The organism is Rhizobium sp. YTUHZ044 (assembly GCF_051123975.1).
GTDB lineage: Bacteria > Pseudomonadota > Alphaproteobacteria > Rhizobiales > Rhizobiaceae > Rhizobium.
In genome coordinates, this window is record NZ_CP101426.1 from 3,937,701 (window position 1) to 3,955,884 (window position 18,184).

22 protein-coding genes are annotated in these 18,184 nt (G+C 62.0%); 9 read left to right on the forward strand and 13 right to left on the reverse strand.

The genetic code is table 11. From position 1 onward, the window contains the following. Positions 1 to 23: 23 nt before the first annotated feature. The 3 genes from NL154_RS19290 to NL154_RS19300 form a co-directional block, all read right to left on the reverse strand. Positions 24 to 383 carry a response regulator gene (locus tag NL154_RS19290; RefSeq protein ID WP_010028815.1) on the reverse strand — a complete coding sequence of 120 codons (360 nt, stop codon included), beginning with the start codon at positions 381 to 383 and terminating at the stop codon, positions 24 to 26. Between the two features lie 135 nt (positions 384 to 518). Beyond that, a complete protein-coding gene (gene hpt / locus NL154_RS19295) occupies positions 519 to 1,061 on the reverse strand; it encodes a hypoxanthine phosphoribosyltransferase (protein WP_004671390.1) in 543 nt (180 codons plus the stop codon). Positions 1,062 to 1,190: 129 nt separating this feature from the next. Further along, positions 1,191 to 1,844, reverse strand: coding sequence for a hypothetical protein (locus NL154_RS19300; protein WP_434733210.1), 654 nt, complete (start codon positions 1,842 to 1,844; stop codon positions 1,191 to 1,193). A gap of 206 nt (positions 1,845 to 2,050) precedes the next feature. Here NL154_RS19300 and ftsE point away from each other — a divergent pair, with 206 nt between their 5' ends. The 4 genes from ftsE to NL154_RS19320 all read left to right on the forward strand — a co-directional run bounded on the left by ftsE (position 2,051) and on the right by NL154_RS19320 (position 5,390). After that, complete coding sequence (gene ftsE, locus NL154_RS19305; RefSeq protein WP_064805284.1) at positions 2,051 to 2,710, forward strand: cell division ATP-binding protein FtsE; 660 nt, start codon at positions 2,051 to 2,053, stop codon at positions 2,708 to 2,710. Next, positions 2,703 to 3,722: a cell division protein FtsX gene (locus NL154_RS19310; RefSeq protein WP_210632881.1), complete on the forward strand. Its 1,020-nt coding sequence runs from the start codon at positions 2,703 to 2,705 to the stop codon at positions 3,720 to 3,722. The genes ftsE and NL154_RS19310 overlap by 8 nt, the downstream gene beginning before the upstream one ends. A 66-nt stretch (positions 3,723 to 3,788) precedes the next feature. Further along, a complete protein-coding gene (locus NL154_RS19315) occupies positions 3,789 to 4,505 on the forward strand; it encodes a YdcF family protein (RefSeq protein WP_210632882.1) in 717 nt (238 codons plus the stop codon). An 87-nt stretch (positions 4,506 to 4,592) separates the two neighbouring features. Further along, positions 4,593 to 5,390: a lysophospholipid acyltransferase family protein gene (locus tag NL154_RS19320; RefSeq protein ID WP_210632883.1), complete on the forward strand. Its 798-nt coding sequence runs from the start codon at positions 4,593 to 4,595 to the stop codon at positions 5,388 to 5,390. On the opposite strand, the gene NL154_RS19325 is transcribed toward NL154_RS19320, so the two are convergent. Continuing rightward, positions 5,391 to 5,921 carry a gamma-glutamylcyclotransferase gene (locus NL154_RS19325; RefSeq protein ID WP_210632884.1) on the reverse strand — a complete coding sequence of 177 codons (531 nt, stop codon included), beginning with the start codon at positions 5,919 to 5,921 and terminating at the stop codon, positions 5,391 to 5,393. 49 nt (positions 5,922 to 5,970) lie between these two features. Between NL154_RS19325 and NL154_RS19330 the strand changes: the two genes are divergently transcribed. Beyond that, positions 5,971 to 6,987, forward strand: coding sequence for a DUF2125 domain-containing protein (locus tag NL154_RS19330; protein WP_210632885.1), 1,017 nt, complete (start codon positions 5,971 to 5,973; stop codon positions 6,985 to 6,987). A gap of 28 nt (positions 6,988 to 7,015) precedes the next feature. Here the strand turns inward: NL154_RS19330 and NL154_RS19335 are convergent, their stop codons facing one another. From NL154_RS19335 to NL154_RS19350, 4 genes are all read right to left on the reverse strand, one after another. Next, the gene (locus tag NL154_RS19335) at positions 7,016 to 7,435 is read right to left on the reverse strand and encodes a GNAT family N-acetyltransferase (protein ID WP_221123588.1); all 420 of its coding nucleotides are present in this window, start codon (positions 7,433 to 7,435) and stop codon (positions 7,016 to 7,018) included. 9 nt (positions 7,436 to 7,444) lie between these two features. Next, positions 7,445 to 8,371 (reverse strand): prephenate/arogenate dehydrogenase family protein, encoded by a 927-nt coding sequence (locus tag NL154_RS19340; protein WP_210632887.1) that lies wholly within the window; start codon positions 8,369 to 8,371, stop codon positions 7,445 to 7,447. After that, positions 8,368 to 9,477, reverse strand: a complete 1,110-nt coding sequence (gene hisC, locus NL154_RS19345) for a histidinol-phosphate transaminase (protein ID WP_434733211.1) — start codon at positions 9,475 to 9,477, stop codon at positions 8,368 to 8,370. The genes NL154_RS19340 and hisC overlap by 4 nt, the downstream gene beginning before the upstream one ends. Positions 9,478 to 9,587: 110 nt before the next feature. Beyond that, a complete protein-coding gene (locus tag NL154_RS19350; RefSeq protein ID WP_210632889.1) occupies positions 9,588 to 10,364 on the reverse strand; it encodes a class I SAM-dependent methyltransferase in 777 nt (258 codons plus the stop codon). 53 nt (positions 10,365 to 10,417) lie between these two features. On the opposite strand from NL154_RS19350, the gene gloB reads away from it, so the two are divergent. Together gloB and NL154_RS19360 are read left to right on the forward strand one after the other, a co-directional pair. After that, positions 10,418 to 11,188 (forward strand): hydroxyacylglutathione hydrolase, encoded by a 771-nt coding sequence (gene gloB, locus NL154_RS19355; protein WP_221123585.1) that lies wholly within the window; start codon positions 10,418 to 10,420, stop codon positions 11,186 to 11,188. Then, complete coding sequence (locus NL154_RS19360; RefSeq protein ID WP_221123584.1) at positions 11,188 to 11,610, forward strand: cupin domain-containing protein; 423 nt, start codon at positions 11,188 to 11,190, stop codon at positions 11,608 to 11,610. Before gloB ends, NL154_RS19360 begins: the two co-directional genes overlap by 1 nt. A 3-nt stretch (positions 11,611 to 11,613) precedes the next feature. On the opposite strand, the gene yddG is transcribed toward NL154_RS19360, so the two are convergent. Beyond that, positions 11,614 to 12,504, reverse strand: a complete 891-nt coding sequence (yddG, locus tag NL154_RS19365) for an aromatic amino acid exporter YddG (RefSeq protein ID WP_221123583.1) — start codon at positions 12,502 to 12,504, stop codon at positions 11,614 to 11,616. Between the two features lie 30 nt (positions 12,505 to 12,534). Then, complete coding sequence (locus NL154_RS19370) at positions 12,535 to 13,314, reverse strand: DUF3108 domain-containing protein (protein ID WP_210632893.1); 780 nt, start codon at positions 13,312 to 13,314, stop codon at positions 12,535 to 12,537. 237 nt (positions 13,315 to 13,551) lie between these two features. Here NL154_RS19370 and rpmB point away from each other — a divergent pair, with 237 nt between their 5' ends. Together rpmB and NL154_RS19380 are read left to right on the forward strand one after the other, a co-directional pair. Beyond that, positions 13,552 to 13,851, forward strand: coding sequence for a 50S ribosomal protein L28 (gene rpmB / locus NL154_RS19375; RefSeq protein WP_003567078.1), 300 nt, complete (start codon positions 13,552 to 13,554; stop codon positions 13,849 to 13,851). Positions 13,852 to 13,960: 109 nt separating this feature from the next. After that, entirely contained in the window at positions 13,961 to 14,596 is a 636-nt protein-coding gene (locus NL154_RS19380) for a VUT family protein (protein ID WP_221147761.1), read from the forward strand. Between the two features lie 9 nt (positions 14,597 to 14,605). Here NL154_RS19380 and NL154_RS19385 read toward each other — a convergent pair whose 3' ends face one another. From NL154_RS19385 to cobT, 3 genes are read right to left on the reverse strand one after another with little or no spacing between them, the layout of a single operon-like run. Continuing rightward, positions 14,606 to 15,172, reverse strand: coding sequence for an ATP-binding protein (locus NL154_RS19385; RefSeq protein WP_434733212.1), 567 nt, complete (start codon positions 15,170 to 15,172; stop codon positions 14,606 to 14,608). A gap of 58 nt (positions 15,173 to 15,230) precedes the next feature. Beyond that, positions 15,231 to 16,256, reverse strand: a complete 1,026-nt coding sequence (locus tag NL154_RS19390; protein WP_434733213.1) for an esterase-like activity of phytase family protein — start codon at positions 16,254 to 16,256, stop codon at positions 15,231 to 15,233. A gap of 24 nt (positions 16,257 to 16,280) precedes the next feature. Further along, entirely contained in the window at positions 16,281 to 18,182 is a 1,902-nt protein-coding gene (cobT, locus tag NL154_RS19395; RefSeq protein ID WP_221103897.1) for a cobaltochelatase subunit CobT, read from the reverse strand. Positions 18,183 to 18,184 lie beyond the last annotated feature (2 nt).

The window sequence follows — 18,184 nt, forward strand, 5'->3', positions numbered from 1 at the left end:
GCTCTTGCGTCATCAATATCAGGTTAAGCGACGAGTGCCCGGGCGACAGCCTTGCGAATATCGGGAAGCGCAAATGGCTTGGCGACGACGTCGATGATTTTTTCTGCGAGGTCGTCGGCGCGCTCGCGCTGCTCGGCATAGCCGGTCATCAGCAGGATCTTCAAAGCGGGGAAGGCGTCTTTCGCCTGATGGGCGAGTTCGATTCCGTCCATCACGGGCATGCGGATGTCCGACAGCAGCAGATCGTAGACCCCGTCCTTCAGCTTCTCCAGCCCCTCGGCGCCGTCGGCCGCCTCATCGGTCTCGTGACCGTCGAGCCGCAAGGCCCGGGCTACGAAAGACCGCAGGGAGTCCTCGTCTTCCGTAATCAGAATTCTTGCCATATGTGCATTGCTCCGTCTTCAGCCCCGCGACGGAAATCACCAGACTTTCCTTTTCGATCGGTAAAGATGGTGAAGCGATGGACGAGATGGTTAACAACCCGTCTTCACGCGGCAAGGGAGCGACGCCTGCATTCCTCAGGCGTCGCCGGTCACCACGCCGACGAAGGGCAGTTCGCGAAACGCGTAGGCAACGTCCATACCGTAGCCGACGACGAAGTAATCGGGACATTCGAAGCCGACATAATCGGCCTCCAGCTTTTCCTTGCGCTTGACCCGCTTGTCGAGCAGCACGGCGATCGTCACGTTGCGCGCGCCACGTTCGAAGAGCAGTTCCTTGGCAAAGAGCAGCGTCCGGCCGGACTCGAGAATATCGTCGATCAGGAGGACGTCTCGGCCATGCACGTCGCTGTCGATATCCTTGACGATGCGCACGCCCTGCGAAACCGTGCCGGAGCCGTAGCTCGACAGCGTGATGAACTCGACCTCGGGGGCAAGCCCGGTGTCGTGCAGGGCGCGGATCAGGTCGGCGGCGAAGATGAAGGAGCCCTTGAGCACGGCAATGACGAGCAGGTCCTTGGTCGGCCCGTTAGCGATCTCCCGCGCCATGGCATGATTGCGCTCCGCGATCTGCTCGGCGGTGAAGAGCGGCTCGATATTTTTTCCGCGCACAACAGGCATAAGGGCTTGCTCCATGAAAAGAAGGGTAAGCCGTTAGCACATATGCGCGCCTGAAACAGCCTCGCCGGTCAGGAAATCAACGGGATCGGCGCATCTTGCGGCGGAAAGCCATCACGAATCGCGTTATTTCTACGGCAGGAAGGAAAGCCGGACCTCCGGCAATTTTCCGCCGGCGTGCTGGACTCGGGCCGAAAAGCCACGGCTTTGGCCGCCGTAGATGACGTCGGCGGGCGGGTCGATGACGACACTTGCCGTCAGCCGTTCGTCCGCCACCAGATCGGCGCGAATGGGATGCACCGTCTGCGTGGTGCCGCTTTCGTTTTCGATGATGCCGTTGATGACGAGCACGCGCATGCCGTTCGCATCACGCGGTGTCACGGTGACATGGGTGAAATGCAGCGGCGCTCCGGAGGAGGCCCCCGCGGCGGAAAGGCCGGAAAAGCCGCCTGCGAGCCCGAAAGCGAGCACGGCGAGCGCCAGCACCAGTCCCGCGAAGCTGCGCAGCGACGCCCGCTGCAGCCAGGATTCCGCCCTTCGCAGAGCGGAAGCAGCCATCGCCAGCAGGAGCGGCGGCGGTGTAACGCGCGCTGCCGCCATGCGCCTGCTGTTGTCGTTATGGATCCTGGGGCCGAAGTCCTTCGGCCGGGTTTTGCCGACCGTCACGAATTCGGCGTCGGAAACATCGGCAGGACGTGTTGAACGATACTGGCGGCGTGCGGGTTCGGGCGGCAGGAAATCATAGGCCTGACCCGGTGTCCGGCTGCTGAAGGAGGATGCTTCCATGGTGGCTGCCCCGCAGATGTCCACATGGTTTCGCTGCCGCAAGAAATCTTGGCATTGAAACGAATCCTCCTCAGTCGTAAATTTTAATGGTTAATGCTTCGCAAAGATTGCCGCCAAACGGGCGTCTTTCCGGCAAAATTTACCGGCTGTTAACGGTGTTGGTTAACAAGTCACGCGGTGAAACCAAGAACAGACTGAGTTGCCCGTTGATCCACTTCGAGAATGTCGGTTTGCGCTATGGCATGGGCCCGGAAATCCTCCGGGACCTGACCTTCGACATTCCGAAAAAATCCTTTCAGTTCCTGACCGGCCCATCCGGTGCCGGCAAGACCTCGCTGCTGCGGCTGCTCTTCATGTCGCTGCAGCCGACACGTGGCCTGATCCGCATGTTCGGGCGCGACATTTCCGAAATCCCCCGGCCGGAGTTGCCGCTGCTACGCCGGCGCGTCGGCATCGTCTTCCAGGATTTTCGCCTGCTCGACCATCTCACGACCTATGAGAATGTCGCTTTGCCCTTGCGGGTGCGCGGCAAGGAGGAAAGCTCCTACAAGACCGACGTTCTGGAACTCTTGAAATGGGTCGGCCTCGGCGAACGCATCAACGTGCTGCCGCCGGTCCTCTCCGGCGGAGAGAAGCAGCGCGCCGCTATCGCCCGGGCGCTGATGGACAGGCCGGAAGTCCTGCTGGCCGACGAGCCGACGGGCAATGTCGACCCGCCGATGGCGAGGCGCCTGCTCAATCTTTTCCTCGAACTCAATCGGCTTGGTACGGCTGTCGTCATCGCCACCCATGACCTGACGCTGATGGAACAGGTGGAAGCCCGCCGTATGATCCTCTCGGAGGGGCATCTCGATATCTATGACTGAGCCCCCGTCCAGGAACCGAGAGAAGGCGCCAGCCCAGCCTGCCGCCCAGCAGAAGCGCCCGGAAATGCGCGTGCGCCCGACCGCGCCGATCCTTCCGCCTTCCAATATCCAGGGCAACGCCTTGATGGTGGTCATATCGATCATGGCCTTTCTCGCCTGCCTGACGCTCGGCGGCGTCAGCATGGTGCGTTCGACGGCAGCAAGCTGGGAGAGCCAGATCTCCCGCGAGATCACCATCCAGATCAAGCCGGACGACAATCTCGACATGGAAAAGGCGCTGACGCAGGCACGCGACCTGGCGCTGACATTCGTCGGCACCAAGAGCGGCCAGATCGTCGACGAGGCAGCCACCGCCCGGTTGCTCGAACCTTGGCTCGGCCCCGGCCTCGATCTCAAGGATCTGCCTGTTCCCCGTCTCGTCGTCATCACGATCGACGAAAGCAATCCGCCGGATTTCGACGCGATGCGGAGCCTCCTGAAGGACAGCATCCCGCAGGCGAGCCTCGACGATCACCGCACCTGGGTCGACCGCCTGGTCTCCATGGCGCACACGACGGTGCTGATCGGCACCGGCGTCCTGCTCCTGGTTTTCTCGGCAATGGTGCTGACCGTCGTCTTCGCCACGCGCGGTGCACTGTCGGGCAACCGCCACATCGTCGAAGTGCTGCATTTCGTCGGTGCCGAGAGCTCCTTCGTCGCTACCGAATTTCAGAAGCATTTTCTGAAGATCAGCTTCAAGGGCTCGGCGATCGGCAGCGCGCTTGCGGCTCTTTTCTTTGCCACCGCCGGCTTCTGGCAGAGCCGCACGCTGGCAACACCGGAAACAGATCAGGCAACGGCGCTGTTCGGCACCTTCTCCGTCGGCGTACTCGGTTATGCCGGCATCTTCGCGACGATGATCGTCATCGCGCTCCTGACGACCGTCACGGCGCGGCTGACCGTCATGCGGACGATCTATGAAATCGATACATTGCGTTCGGATCCGACACGCACCGACGGCATCGCAAGTTGATCGTGCCATGCCGTTTTATCGTGAAAGCGTCTGTTCCGCGCCGCAATCAGCGTATAATCACGATTCATGACCATGGGCGATACGACACGCAATCCGATTCGGCAGGACCCGGAGCTTGATCGTCCGGCGGGCCTGCCGCCGCGGCGTGGTCCAATCCGCCGCCTGCTGCGCTGGGGTGGCTTTGGCTGCGTTCTGGCGATCGCTCTGGTGTTCGGCGGCTTTCTGCGGTTTGCCGATTCCGTGACAACGCTCAGGCCCCCGGTCGAGCCGAAGGCGGATGCCATCGTCGTGCTGACAGGCGGCTACCAGCGCATCGACCAGGCCGTGGAATTGCTGCAGAAGGGGGCAGGCAAACGACTGCTGATCTCGGGCGTCCACCCGACGACCACGCCAGCGCAGATTCGCAAGATGACGCAAGGCTCGGCCGATCTTTTCTCCTGCTGCGTTGATATCGGCCATGATGCGATAGACACGATCGGCAACGCCGAGGAAACCTCCAACTGGATCCACGCCAGGGGATACAGAAGCATTCTCGTCGTCACCAACAATTATCATATGCCGCGCAGCCTCGCAGAACTCTCCTATGTCGATCCGGACATCGAATTCATCCCCTATCCGGTGGTCAATTCGGATTTGAAGACCCGCAACTGGTTTACCGACCCGAACGCAATGCGCGTCATGCTCGCCGAATATGCAAAGGTGCTGTTAACAGGCGCCCGCAACATCACCGGCTTCGGCCGCCATACCGGACTGCGCTCGGCAGCCGTATCCCCCTCAGACTGAGCTTTTGCATCACGGCGGCATCAAACGCTTTTTATGACGGGCAATATCGTGTAGGCCGGTCGCATGAGCATGCCTCGGGATAATTTCATGATCGCCCTGCGTTCCGTCCTCTTCAACACGATCTTCTACGCCAATCTCATCATCCGGATGATCGTGCTCTCGCCCTATTATTTCGTGGTGCCGCGCCTGACGGCCTATGCGATTCCAAAGAATTGGGCGCGCTCCAACCATTGGCTGATGCGCATGATCGTCGGGACGACCTTCGAGATCGAGGGGTTGCAGAACCTGCCTGAGGGCAGTTTTATCCTGGCGCCGAAGCACCAGTCCTTCTGGGACACCTATGCGCTGCTGCCCAACCTCAAGGATCCGGTCTACATCCTGAAGCGCGAGCTGATGTGGATTCCGCTCTTTGGCTGGTATGCGAAGAAGCAGCGCATGATCCCGGTCGATCGCGGCGCCCGCGGCAAAGTGATGGTAGAGGTGCTGAAACGCACTAGGGAAGAGCTTTCGACCGGCCGCCAGCTGATCATCTATCCTGAGGGCACCCGCCGCCCGCCGGGTGCGGAGCCGGTCTATAAATACGGCATCGCCCGCATGTACCGCGATCTTGGCATTCCCGTCGTGCCGGTTGCGATGCATCCCGGCCTCTTCTGGCCGCGGCGGAGCGTCCGTCGTTATCCCGGCCATTTCAAGGTCAGGATCCTGCCGCCGATCATGCCGGGAATGGATCCGGATGCTTTCTTCGCTCAGCTGATCGAGGTCACGGAGCGGGCGAGCGACGAGCTCCTCATCGATACCATCGAACGCAATCCGCATCTGCCGTTGCCGCCGACAGCGATCGCTCGGCTGGCCGAGCTGCGCAAAGTGAAGGCGGCGACGGTCTGATCAGCCGGCCCGCAGCCGCTCCACCTCGTTGCCGACCTGCTCCAGCCACGGGTCGCGAATGCCCATCTGTTTCAGGTGCGCAAGTGTGTTGAAGACATAGGCATCGTTAGGGCCTGACTGCCCCCTGGCTTCGTTCACCACCCGCGCGGCCGCAACCGCGTCGAGCGTGCCGGCATATTGCTCGTGGTCGCGATCAGCGATGTAGGTCACCGCTTCCGTTCGGCGGCCGCCGGCAAACTGCAGCCGAACCCGGCGCTCCAGATAGACATTGGTGACGAGTTCGCGGGCGCGGAGATAATCGATCACCTCGCCCCATTTGTGCGCCGAAACACGGAACGCCATGCCGCGGCAAGCTCCGCCCCTGTCGAGACCGAGCACCAGGCCCGGATTGTCGCGCGTGCCGCGATGAACGAAGGATCGGACGCATAGCGAACGCCTGTAACCATGCACCAGAGCTTCTGCCCGCTCCAGGAACTCGAAGCCCGGATTCCACATCAGCGAGCCGTAGCCAAACACCCAAAATTCGTCCATATCGCACGCCAGACCGGAATCACTTTGCGATTCACCATTGGAGAACATCATGGCAGCGTCAAGCCGATCCGGCAGCAGCCAAACCGGCAACAGCAAGAAATTCTCGTTGCTGGGCGGAGGCATCCTCCTGGTGATCGCGCTTTATACCGGCGGCTGGTTTTATGCCGCATCGGCTTTGAAAGCGACGGTGCTGAAAGCAATCGCGCCGCGCGATCAGGCAGGCGTCACCGGCGAATGCTCCGATATCGAATTCCGCGGCTATCCTTTCCGCATCGGTCTGTTCTGCTCCAAGGTCGATGTCGACGACAATGTCAACGGCGTCTCCGCCACCTTTGGCGCATTGCGCTCCGCCGCACAGGTCTATGCGCCGAGCCATATCGTCTGGGAGCTCGATTCGCCGGCCGAAATCCGCACCACAAACGGCCTTTCGGTCTCTGCCCAATGGGCGAATCTGCAGGCGAGCCTGACGACCAAGCTGCAGGGCGTTGATCACAGCTCCACCGTCATCGAGGGTCTTAAGGCGACGGCGGTTTCCTCCTATACCGGTCAGACCATCAGCTTCGATGCAGCTCGCACCGAAATTCACCTGCGCCAAAACGGCGCCGATCTCGACGGTGCAATCTCGGTGCAGGATGCGAACACGGCGATCAAGGATTGGCCGCAGCTCTTCCCGAAACTCTCCGCCAGTATCGATCTCACGATTGCCGGAAAAGCCGGCCTGATCGACGGCAGCGACCCGAACGGCCTCAATGGTTCAGCCGGCGAACTGCGTCGCATCGTTGCCGATATCGGCGACGGTAAGGTGATGACGCTCACCGGCCCCTTTTCCTTCGACGAGCAGGGCTTTCTCTCCGGAAAATTCAAGCTGGAAATCGAACGGCTCGGCCCCTGGGGCGACAGCCTGAAACAGGCCTTCCCGGATATTGCCTCGACCGTCAACACGGCGACGAAGATGCTGAAGGCGCTGGCCGGCGGCAGAGACAAGGTCTCGGTCGATCTCGTCGTCGACCGCGGCAATGCCACCGTCAGCGGCTTCATTCCGCTCGGCCAGATCCCGCCGATCTAAGACTTCCGGGTCAGAGTGCTGGAAGGTCCTAATCGATCCGCTTCATGAAAAACACCTCAGGCACCGATTGCAGGCCAGGCAGCTCGATCGCGCCGATTTCGGCAAATCCATTGCGGCGATGCCAGTCCTGCGGCCGGCTCTCGTCGCATTCGCTCGACGTCATCAGCAGGCGAGCGCCCTCACCGCGCATCGCTCCTTCCCAAGCAAGAAACAACGCGGTGCCGATGCCCGACCGGCGGTATTCGGGCAGGACGCGGATCATTTCCATATAGGGAATCCTGCCCCAGAAGCGGGAGAAACGCAGGAAGCCGACGATCTCCCCGGCCTGCCTGGCGACGAGATATTCACCGAACGCCACGCATCGCGAGACCCATGCCTTGCCTGCAGTGGCATCCTCGCGCGTCAACCAGTCGACCTCCGCCTGGCTCGCGCTCGCCACCTCCGCCATCGCTAGCCGCTACTTCTTATCAAGCGCGTGGGGGCGGCCGAAATCGGGCGCGTCGACATCCTGGCCAGCCTGGATGATCGAGCGACGGATGGCGCGCGTGCGGGTGAAGAGTTCGAAGATCTTGTCGCCCTCGCCCCAGCGGATCGCGCGCTGCAGATAGGCGAGATCCTCCGAGAAGCGCGCCAGCATTTCGAGGATGGCATCACGATTGTGCAGGCAGACGTCGCGCCACATCGTCGGGTCGGAAGCGGCGAGACGGGTGAAATCGCGAAAGCCGGATGCCGAATATTTGATGACCTCGGACTCCGTCACCGTCTCCAGATCGTCGGCGGTGCCGACGATGTTGTAGGCGATGATGTGCGGCAGATGCGAAACGATCGCGAGCACCTTGTCGTGATGCTCCGCATCCATCTCGTCGACCTTCGATCCGACCGCTTCCCAGAAGCCGCGCAGCCGCTTCAGCGCCGTCTCGTCGGTACCCGGAACCGGCGTGAAGATGCACCAACGGCCTTCGAAGAGGCCGGGGAAACCGGCATCCGGGCCGGATTTTTCCGTGCCGGCCAGCGGATGGCCGGGGATGAAATGCACGTCGTCAGGCATATGCGGCTGCATTTGCGCGATCACAGACGCTTTGGTGGAGCCGACATCGGTGACGATAGCGCCGGACTTGAGATTGCCGGCGATTTCCTTCGCCACGCCTTCCGAAGCGCCGACCGGCACCGAAACGATGATGAGGTCGGCATCTCGAACAGCATCGGCCGAAGAGGTCGTATAGCGGTCGCCGAGACCGAGCTCTTCGGCGCGCTTCAACGTCTCGGCACTGCGCGTTGCGACGACGATCTCTTTGGTAAGCCCGAGCCGCCGGATGTCGTGGGCAAGCGAGGAGCCAATCAGCCCGATGCCGATCAGCGCGATGCGATCGAACAGCACGCTCATGCCTGCCGTCCCATGAACTCACGCAGCGTGGCCATGACGCCGCGATTGGCCTCTTCAGGACCGATGCTCATCCGCAGCGCATTGGAAAAGCCGTAACTGCGCACGGCGCGCAGGATGTAGCCGCGGCTCGTCAGGAGCTCGTCGGCATCGGCCGCGCGCCTGCCGTCGACGTCAGGAAAATGAATGAGGACGAAATTGGCGACGGAGGGCGTCACGTTCAGCCCGATCGCTTCGAGGGCCTCGGTGAGCGTCTCCACCCACATCTGGTTGAAAGAGACGGCCTGCTGGACGAAGGCCTGGTCGCGGATGGCCGCGGCGCCGGCGGCGATCGCGGCCGCATTCAGGTTGAACGGAGCGCGGACACGGTTCACGGCATCGACGATCTCGGCGGGCGCATACATCCAGCCGACGCGCAGAGCCGCAAGACCATAGGCTTTCGAAAAGGTGCGGGTCATCACCACGTTGGAGCTGGAAGACACGACCTCTATGCCGGCTTCATAATCGTTGCGGCGCACATATTCGGCATAGGCCGCATCGAGCACAAGGACGACGTGTTTCGGCAGCCCGGCCTGCAGACGGTGGATTTCGCTGACGGGAACGTATGTACCGGTGGGGTTGCCTGGATTGGCGATGAAGACGATCTTCGTCCTTTCCGTCACCGCCGCCAGGATCGCGTCGACGTCGACCGTATAGTCCTTCTCCTTGACGACGACGGGCGTGGCGCCCGTGCCCATGATCTGGATCTTGTAGACGAGGAAGCCATGCTCGGTGATGATGCCTTCATCGCCGGCGCCCAGATAGACATGGCACAGCAGGCCGAGCAGCTCGTCGGAACCATTGCCGCAAAGGATGTTTGCCGGATTGAGGCCATGCACAGCGGCGATCGCTTCGCGCAGTTCGATCGCCTGCCCGTCGGGATAACGTCCCAGATTGTCGGCAGCTGCTTTGACGGCCTCGATCGCCTTCGGGCTGGCGCCGAGCGGCGTTTCGTTGGAGGAGAGCTTGTAAACGCGGGCGACACCCGGCGCATGTTCCTTGCCCGGCACATAGGATGCGATATCGAGAATACCGGGACGCGGAACGGGCTTGCTGATCTCAACGCTCATGGGTCGACCTTGGATTTCCGGAAAATGACCAAGTGGCATTAAAGCGGAATGTGATTGTTGTCGAGAGGTATGGGCGTGACACAAGTGTAAGGAGAATGACGGAATTAACTTCATCCGTTGCGTGCGGTCGGCACGCCGTGCGGCGCGAGAACAGGCACGAAGACGCGGCGGGAAGCGCGGGCGGCCACCGGCAACCCCTGATAGAGCCGCTTCTGCGCCTCGACGATGATGACACCCGAAAAAGCCGGCCATAAGGTGCGGCCGATCCGCTCGAAGGCGCGGCGTAGGCGCAGGATGGTCCTGAGTTTCGAGGGCGGAAAGAACAACGCTTCGGCGGTCGCACCTGGCGTGAAATTCGTCTCGCGCAGCAGATGCGTCAGCTGACCGCGGGAATAGGGCCGGCCCGAACCGAAGGGCGTGTGTTCCATGCGGGCCCAGACCCCGCGCCGGTTCGGCACCACGATGACAAGCCGTCCGCCCGGCGCCAGCACCCGCCAGAGCTCCTTCAGCGTCTCGCGCGGACTTTCCGCGAACTCGAGCGAATGCACCATCAGCACTCGGTCGATCGAGGAATCCGGCAGCGGCAGTTCCTCATCGAAAATCAGCGTCGTCGACGACAGCGAGCCCATCGGCCAGTTCACCGCGCCCTGTCCGGCCGGCATGAAGGCGAAGGTGCGTTCGGTATCGGCCTGGAAGCGATCGAGGAAAGGCACGGCATAACCGAGACCGACGAGACGCTCCTGCGGCAGGCGCACCCACAGCGACGAGAGCGCCATGGCGATCGACTGCTCGGCAAGACGCCCGAGGTCGGAGTGATAGAACTGGCGTAGGTCGACGATATCGGCGTGCATTGCGATAAATGTTATCAGCGGGCGGTTGGACTTCAAGGCCGGACTCTCTACATTCCCGCGAGAGTCGTGGGACAAGGGATTGTTTGAAGATGAAACCTTTGGAATTAGACGTTTTTCTCTGCCGCACCGACAATTTCGGCGTGCTCGTACACGATCCGGAGACGGGATATACCGCGGCGATCGACGCGCCGGAGGAGGCGCCGATCCTGGAAGCGGCGACACGGCGCGGCTGGAAGATCACCCACATCTTCACCACCCATCACCACACCGATCACGTCGCCGCCAACCTGGCGCTGAAGGAGCAGTTCGGCTGCGAGATCATCGGCCCGATCAACGAGGCTATCGCCATTCCCGGTCTCGACCGGACGATGGCCGATGGCGACAGCTTCCTTTTCGGCGATCACACGGTCAAGGTCATCGAGACCCCCGGTCACACTGCCGGTCACATCTGCTATCACTTCGTCGACGACAAGCTGCTCTTTGCCGCCGACACGCTGTTTGCCCTCGGCTGCGGCCGCCTTTTCGAACGCCCCGCCGCCGACATGTGGCATTCCCTGCAGAAGCTCGCCGTGCTGCCGGACGAGACCGCCGTCTATTTCGGCCACGAATATACATTGTCCAACGCCCGCTTCGCGCTGACGGTCGATTCCGACAATGAGCGCCTGAAGAGCCGCGCCGCCGAGATCGAAGCCTTGCGCGCCGAGGGCAAATTCACCGTCCCGACGACGCTCGGGCTGGAGAAGGAAACCAATCCGTTTCTGCGCGCCGCCGATCCGGCGATCCGCCGCAATCTGATCATGGAAGGCAAGACGAATGAGGAGGTCTTTGCCGAGATCCGCAAGCGCAAGGACAATTTCTGATGTCGCCTGAGGGGATCATTCGCGAGCTCGGCATGCAGCCGCATCCCGAAGGCGGCTGGTACGTGCAGACATTCCGCGACACGGCGGGTGGAGAGCGCGGCCATTCGACGGCGATCTATTATCTGCTGACAAAGGGACAGCGTTCGCACTGGCATCGCGTCCATGACGCGGTCGAGGTCTGGCATTATTACGCGGGTGCGCCGCTGGCGCTGCACCGCTCGAAAGACGGGTTCGCAAGCGAGACGCTGACGCTCGGAACAAACCTTCCTGCCGGCGAGCGGCCGCAGGCAATCATTCCCGCCAATTGGTGGCAATCGGCCGAATCGCTCGGCGATTTCACCCTGGTCGGCTGCACTGTTTCGCCCGGCTTCGAATTTTCGAGCTTCGAGATGGCGCCGGCGGATTGGAAACCTGGCGACTGAGGGCTACTCGGCTGCCGCAGGCTGCGCCGGAATCTTGCGGCGGAACATTTCCTGGGCAGCGAGCACCGCTCCACCGGTGACGAGCAGGCAGGCGAGAGCAATGCGCCAGCTCGGCTCGGCAAATCCGAACAGCGTCAGGATGAGCGTCGACAGCAGCGGCGCGGCATAACTTGCCGCACCGAGAATCTGGATATCACCGTTCTTGACGCCATAATCCCAGGCGTAGAAGGCAGCCCCCACGGGCAGGAGCCCGAGCCCGATGACGGCAACCCATTCGAACATCGTCGCCGGCCAGACGGTCGCCTCCAGGCCGAGATGGCAGAAGAGCGACAGGACGGAAGTGACAAGGCAAAAGCCGGTAACGACATCGGTGGAAACGGCTTCAAAACGCCTGGTCAGCAGCGAATAGCCCGACCATGTGAAGGCGCAGAGGAAGGCCGCCCCATAACCGACCGCGTAGGCGCCGTCGAAATCGATGCCGTTGCGGCCGACGATCAGGAAGGTGCCGCAAAGCCCGGCGAGCGCGCCCGCCACGTGATACCAGCGCAACCGTTCGCCCGGCAGCAGCGCCGAGCCGACCACGATCAACAACGGCCAGAGATAGGCGATCAGTCCCGCCTCCACCGCCGGCGCGTTCCTGAGCGCCGTAAAATAGAGGAAATGATAGCCGAACAAGCCTGCAATACCTGTTATCCAGACCTTTGGCGGCTGCTTCAGCAACGCCAGCCGCGCCGGGTTGAGGACAAGCATGACGAGGCCGGGAATGCTGCCGATCGCAAAGCAGACGGCCGACAGCTGGAAGGGCGGCATCTTGCCGGAGCCGGCCGTCAACAGCGCCAGGAACGACCACATCAGAATGGCCGTAAAACCGATCAGCGTCGCGCGAAATTTCACCTGTCCTCCTTCACGGAGGCGAAAGCTCCGTCAGCCGACGCTGCCGTATTTGACGGCAGTGATCGTCACCATTCCATATTCGGTCGGAATGCGCACATAAACAGGAGCATATACATTTGCCGCGTCCGACTTGGCAAACCAGATTTCCATGCGGTCGCTCTTGCTGAGATAGTCGATGTCCTTGCGGCCCTTCTTGTAGCCTGAGCGCGGCACGAAACGCACGCCGCAGACGACCGCCTTGCCCTTGAAGCCATCGGTCTTGAAATCCTCGTCGCCTTTCGGCGAAAGCACCAGGTCCATGCGCGTCTCGCCGTCGAAGATCGGCAGCGTCTGCGCGCAGACCTTGGTGTCCCCGGTGAAAACAAGGCCGGAGATCGGATCGAGCACCGAACGCATGTCGCCCGGCGTGACGTCGATCCAGTTCTTCGGCCTTTTCGGCGGCGGCGTCGTCGTCGCCGATATGATGTCGCCGTTGCGGTAGCTGACCTCGTAGACGCGGGCCTTCTTGCCGCTCTTGTAATAGAGCGAATATTTCAGCGCCTGCAGCCGATCATTACGGACAACGCCGGTGACGCTGGTCTTAGCCGAGATGGTCTTGACGAGATCGGCAAGGCCGGCGGATTTGATATCGCCGGCGATCTTGTAAGAGTGATCGTCCTCGATCTGCGTCAGGAACGCCGCGCGCGCGATCGGCAGGCCGGCAAGCGTCACCCGATAGACCGTCTGATGCTGGACCTCGGCCGCCGATGCCGGTATGGCAAGCAGTGCGGCGATAGCCGAAATGAAAATGCGTCTGCCCGAATGAGCCATGAGTGAAGCCTTGTCTTGCCGCGCCGGCAGCCCTGTCGGGAGTTCTATACTCCTGCCTTGAAGGGAAGAAAACAGCAGCTTTTTGACGGAATTGCGGGAAAGGCCAAGGTTTGGCTTGACGCGCGCAGCCTCTCTGACTATAGAACCGCAACTTTCCAATCATGCCTGTTGGATTGCGAGCCCGGTTTTGCCGGGGATGGCAATTCGATGGCCCGAGAAAACAAGAATAGGTGTTCAATGTCCCGCGTGTGCGAATTGACCGGCAAGGCCGTCCTGACTGGTAACAATGTCAGCCATGCCAACAACAAGACCAAGCGCCGGTTCCTGCCGAACCTGTGCCAGGTAACGCTGATTTCCGACGCTCTCAACCAGCGTTATCGTCTTCGCGTTTCGGCTGCTGCCCTTCGCTCCGTCGAGCATCGTGGCGGCCTCGATGCCTTCCTGATCAAGGCAAGCGAAAACGAACTGTCGATGCGCGCGCGCCTGCTGCGCCGTCAGATCGTCAAGAAGACCGCCGAAGCGGCTGTTGCTGCCTAAGCTTCTGCCCTTCTTTCATACGGCTTCGAAAGGCTTGGACGGATAAACCCGGTCAGGCCTTTTGCTTTGCCTGAGCACTCCAACTGGTGGCATCACCCAGGATAAAAAAATGCTGAAGACGCGCTATACGATTGCCTATGTCGCCCTGATGACGCTTGTCGTCGTCGCTTCCAACTTCCTCGTTCAGTTTCCGCTGAACGCCGAAGTCGCCGGCATCAACCTGGCCGACATCCTGACCTGGGGCGCCTTCTCCTATCCGGTCGCCTTCCTGATCACCGACCTGACCAACCGCCAGTTCGGCCCGCAGGCAGCCCGCAAGGTCGTCTTTGCCGGCTTCGTCGTCGGCGTGACGCTCTCCTTCTTTACGTCAGTGCCGCGTATCGCCATCGCTTCCGGCTCGGCCTATCTCGCCGGCCAGCTGCTCGATATCGCCGTCTTCAACCGCCTTCGCCGCCAGGCCTGGTGGCGCGCGCCGCTCGTCGGCTCGCTGATCGGCTCGGCGCTTGATACGGTGATGTTCTTCTCGCTGTCCTTCGCCGCGTTTTTCGTCTTCCTCGGTCCGAACGAGCCGTTCGCGCTCGAGCTGGCCCCGATCCTCGGTGTATTTTCCACTGAGGCCCCGCGCTGGATTTCCTGGGCGCTCGGCGATTTCGCCGTCAAGATGATCGTGGGCCTCGTCATGCTGCTGCCCTATGGCGCGCTCATGAACGTGTTGCGGCCGATGCAGCCTGTGCGCGTCGGCTAAACGATGGTTTCAACGACGCTGCCGGACCGCGCCGGCGGCGATGGCGGGATGCAGCAGAACCTCTGCAACCAGATCATCGATCTCTCGTGACGAATCGAGCCACAGGACCGGGGCCGTCTGCGTTTCCAACCATTGCTCATGCGCCGCGAGGCTGCGACGTTCCGGGCCAGCCGTGTCGTAACTTGCCGCCCATTCCATGAATTCCCCGCTCTTGATTTCCATATCGCCGCCGGGCCCGATCCTGTCTCCGTAGCGGGCAATCTCCCGCGCACGGATGCGCGCCATCCGCAGCTCCGGCTCAATCCTGAGGAACACGATCAGATCATAGAACGGCTCGATCTGCCTCGCCCATTTCAGCGCCGATCCGGAGAGGATCCAGCCGTCATGCCGTGCCGCCTCGGCAAGAAGCAGTCTTATGCGTTCTTCGGCGTCGCGCGGCGTCGTGAATGGCGGATCGGTCGGTAGCCAAAAGAAATCATCGGTATCGAGATGGGCGATATCAAGCCGTTCGGCAAGCGTATGGCCGAGCGATGTCGTGCCGGAACCGGAGGCACCCATGATATGAACATGCACCATGACTGTCCCTCCGAAAACTGCTCTCGATGCGACCATGGGATAGCCGATGCATGTGACGTCAATCTGACGCCGCGCTGAGCATGTGGCGATCGGAGAGCCGGAATTCCAGCATCAGATTGCGCTGCAGGATCGAGTGGTTGTCGTCCGACACCATAATGATATGGACCGTGCCGTCGGCGGCCTGGAACACGTCAAGTCCTTCCATATTGTCAATCTGCGAGTTGAAATTGCCTTCGATCAGCAATTCGCCATCGACGACGGCCCCCGGCCGGATATCGACGCCTTTGATGCGTCGAAGCCGCATGCCGATGCCTTCGGCCATATTGAACCGCCGCTCCAGGAGCAGCAGGTCGCCGTCCGGCAGGAAGGCGCCGTCGGTAACGTCGAAGCTGCCGTCGCGTTTGATCGAGAACACCCCTTTCAACGGGCCGCTGAGAATGGCCGCCATCCGGTTGCCCTCGCTATCGAGACCGCGCTCGGAGACAATGACCATGCCGCCCTTCAACGGACTGGAGGCGGGCGCCACGGCAATGGTTTCGATACCGCGATTATCGCTCAGCATCGTGCGCGGGATGAGGATCGGCAGGGTCGCGATCGCGCGCGATTCCGCAAAGCCGGGATCGGGATAGGCGTCGACGCGATGATCTTGCTCGAAAGAGACCAAAATGCGGTCGCCGTCGAGCGCCAGGCCCTCGGCATCCATATAGCCCTTGCCCTCGAGGCTGCGGCCGGCGCGGTTCTTCATCGGGGTAATCTCGACCCTAGAAAGGCCCGAAAGCCTGCCCCCGGCATCGCGCTCGATGCTGCCGGTCAGCCACTGGCCGGTATCGAGCACGACGACGAAGTGTTTCTGGTCCGGCCGGAAACGGATTGAGGAAAGCGACCCGAACAGCGCGCGGCTGGAAACCATCTCCAGCCCGCCGAGAAATTCCAGCGATCCGAACTTCGTCTGCGACGATCCGATCCTGAAATCGGTAATTTGCCGGCTAATGACGGGGATTTCGTCGCCGGCCATCGCCGCGGGAGCGCCCCCTGCGAGGCACAGCGAGACCGATGCCGCGCGGCAGAGGCGCTTGACCATCATTCCACGTGTTTCCTTGCAGGAGCGTCAGCCGGCACGGCGCAACCGGCCGCCGCGCGGCTGGGCGGATTGATCTTCGAAGAGTGAGGCAAGCTGTTCGGTCATCGCCCCGGCAAGCTCGTCCGCATCGACGATCGTCACGGCTCGGCGATAGTAGCGTGTCACGTCATGACCGATGCCGATCGCCAGCATTTCGACAGGCGAGCGCGTCTCGATCTGCTCGATGACGGCGCGCAGATGCCGTTCGAGATAATTGCCCGGATTGACCGACAGCGTCGAATCGTCGACCGGCGCCCCGTCCGAGATCATCATCAGAATGCGGCGCTGCTCGCGGCGGGCGAGCAGGCGGTTATGCGCCCAGATCAGCGCCTCGCCGTCAATGTTTTCCTTGAGCAGCCCTTCGCGCATCATCAGCCCGAGATTGGCGCGTGCGCGCCGCCAGGGTGCGTCGGCCGACTTGTAGATGATGTGACGCAGGTCGTTGAGACGACCGGGCGTCTGCGGTTTGCCGCCGGCGAGCCAGGTTTCACGCGCCTGCCCGCCCTTCCAGGCCTTTGTCGTAAAGCCGAGAATCTCGACCTTGACGCCGCAGCGTTCCAGCGTCCGGGCGAGAATGTCGGCGCAGGTGGCAGCCACGGTGATCGGCCGACCGCGCATGGAACCGGAATTGTCGATGAGCAGCGTGACGACAGTGTCGCGGAACTGCGTGTCGCGCTCCATCTTGAAGGAGAGCGGCTGCATCGGATCGATGATGATGCGCTGCAACCGGGCCGTATCCAGATAACCCTCCTCCAGATCGAAATCCCAGGAGCGGTTCTGCTGCGCCATCAAGCGGCGCTGCAGCCGGTTGGCAAGACGCCCGACCGCGCCCTGCAGATGCGCCAGCTGCTTGTCGAGGAAGGCGCGCAGGCGCTCCAGCTCGGCGGCGTCGCAGAGTTCCTCGGCGGTGATGATCTCGTCGAACTCTTCGGTATAGACGTGATAATCGACCTTTTCGTTGAAATCGGCAAAAGGCGTGTTCGGACGGCGGGTCTCGCCCGGCGTTTCGGAATCGTCCTCGCCCTCTTCCATCATGTCGTCGTCGGAGATTTCGGCGCCTTCAGTCTCGCCGTCCTCCATCTGCTCGTCGGAGACTTCGCTGTCCTCGACGGGGGCGGCATCGGTGCCGGCATCCTCGTCGACTTCGTCCTGATCCTGCTCGTCGCCGCTCGGCTGTTCTTCCTGCTCCGACTGATCGTCATTGTCGGCTTCGCTGTCGTCGTCGCCATACTCCTCGGCCATCTCCATCGCCGACAGCATGTTGCGGACGACCTTGGCGAAGGCTTGCTGGTCGTTGATCGCGCCCGACAGGTTAGCGAGTTCAGCCCCCGCCTTGTCTTCGATGAAACCGCGCCAGAGATCGAGCACCTTGCCGGCGGTTTCAGGCGGACGTTGGCCGGTCAGCTTCTCGCGCACCATCATGGCGACGGCTTCGCCGATCGGCGCGTCTTCCTGGCGCTCGATACCGGTGAAATTCGCCTTGGCATATTTCTCTTCCGTCATGGAGCGCAGGTTCGCCGCCACGCCCTCCATGCGCAGCGTGCCGATCGATTCGACACGCGCCTGCTCGACCGCATCGAAGATCGCCCGGGCGTCCGAGCCCTGCGGCGCCATGGTCGTATGCATCTTCTCGTCATGGCAGGCGAGGCGCAACGCCATGGAATCGCCGAGCCCGCGGGTGACCGCCAGCTCATGCGCCGTCGGCCGCTTGGAAAGCTCCGGCAGCCGGATGCGCTCGCCGGTCATACCAGGCCGTTCATTGGCGAAGGTCACCTCCACATCGCCGTCGCCGGCGATCGAGCGGACGCAACCGGATATCGCCCGGCGCAACGGCTCGACGTCGACGGGCGCACCGGGCTTTGCTTTCGAATTGTCACCGCGAGCTGCCATGG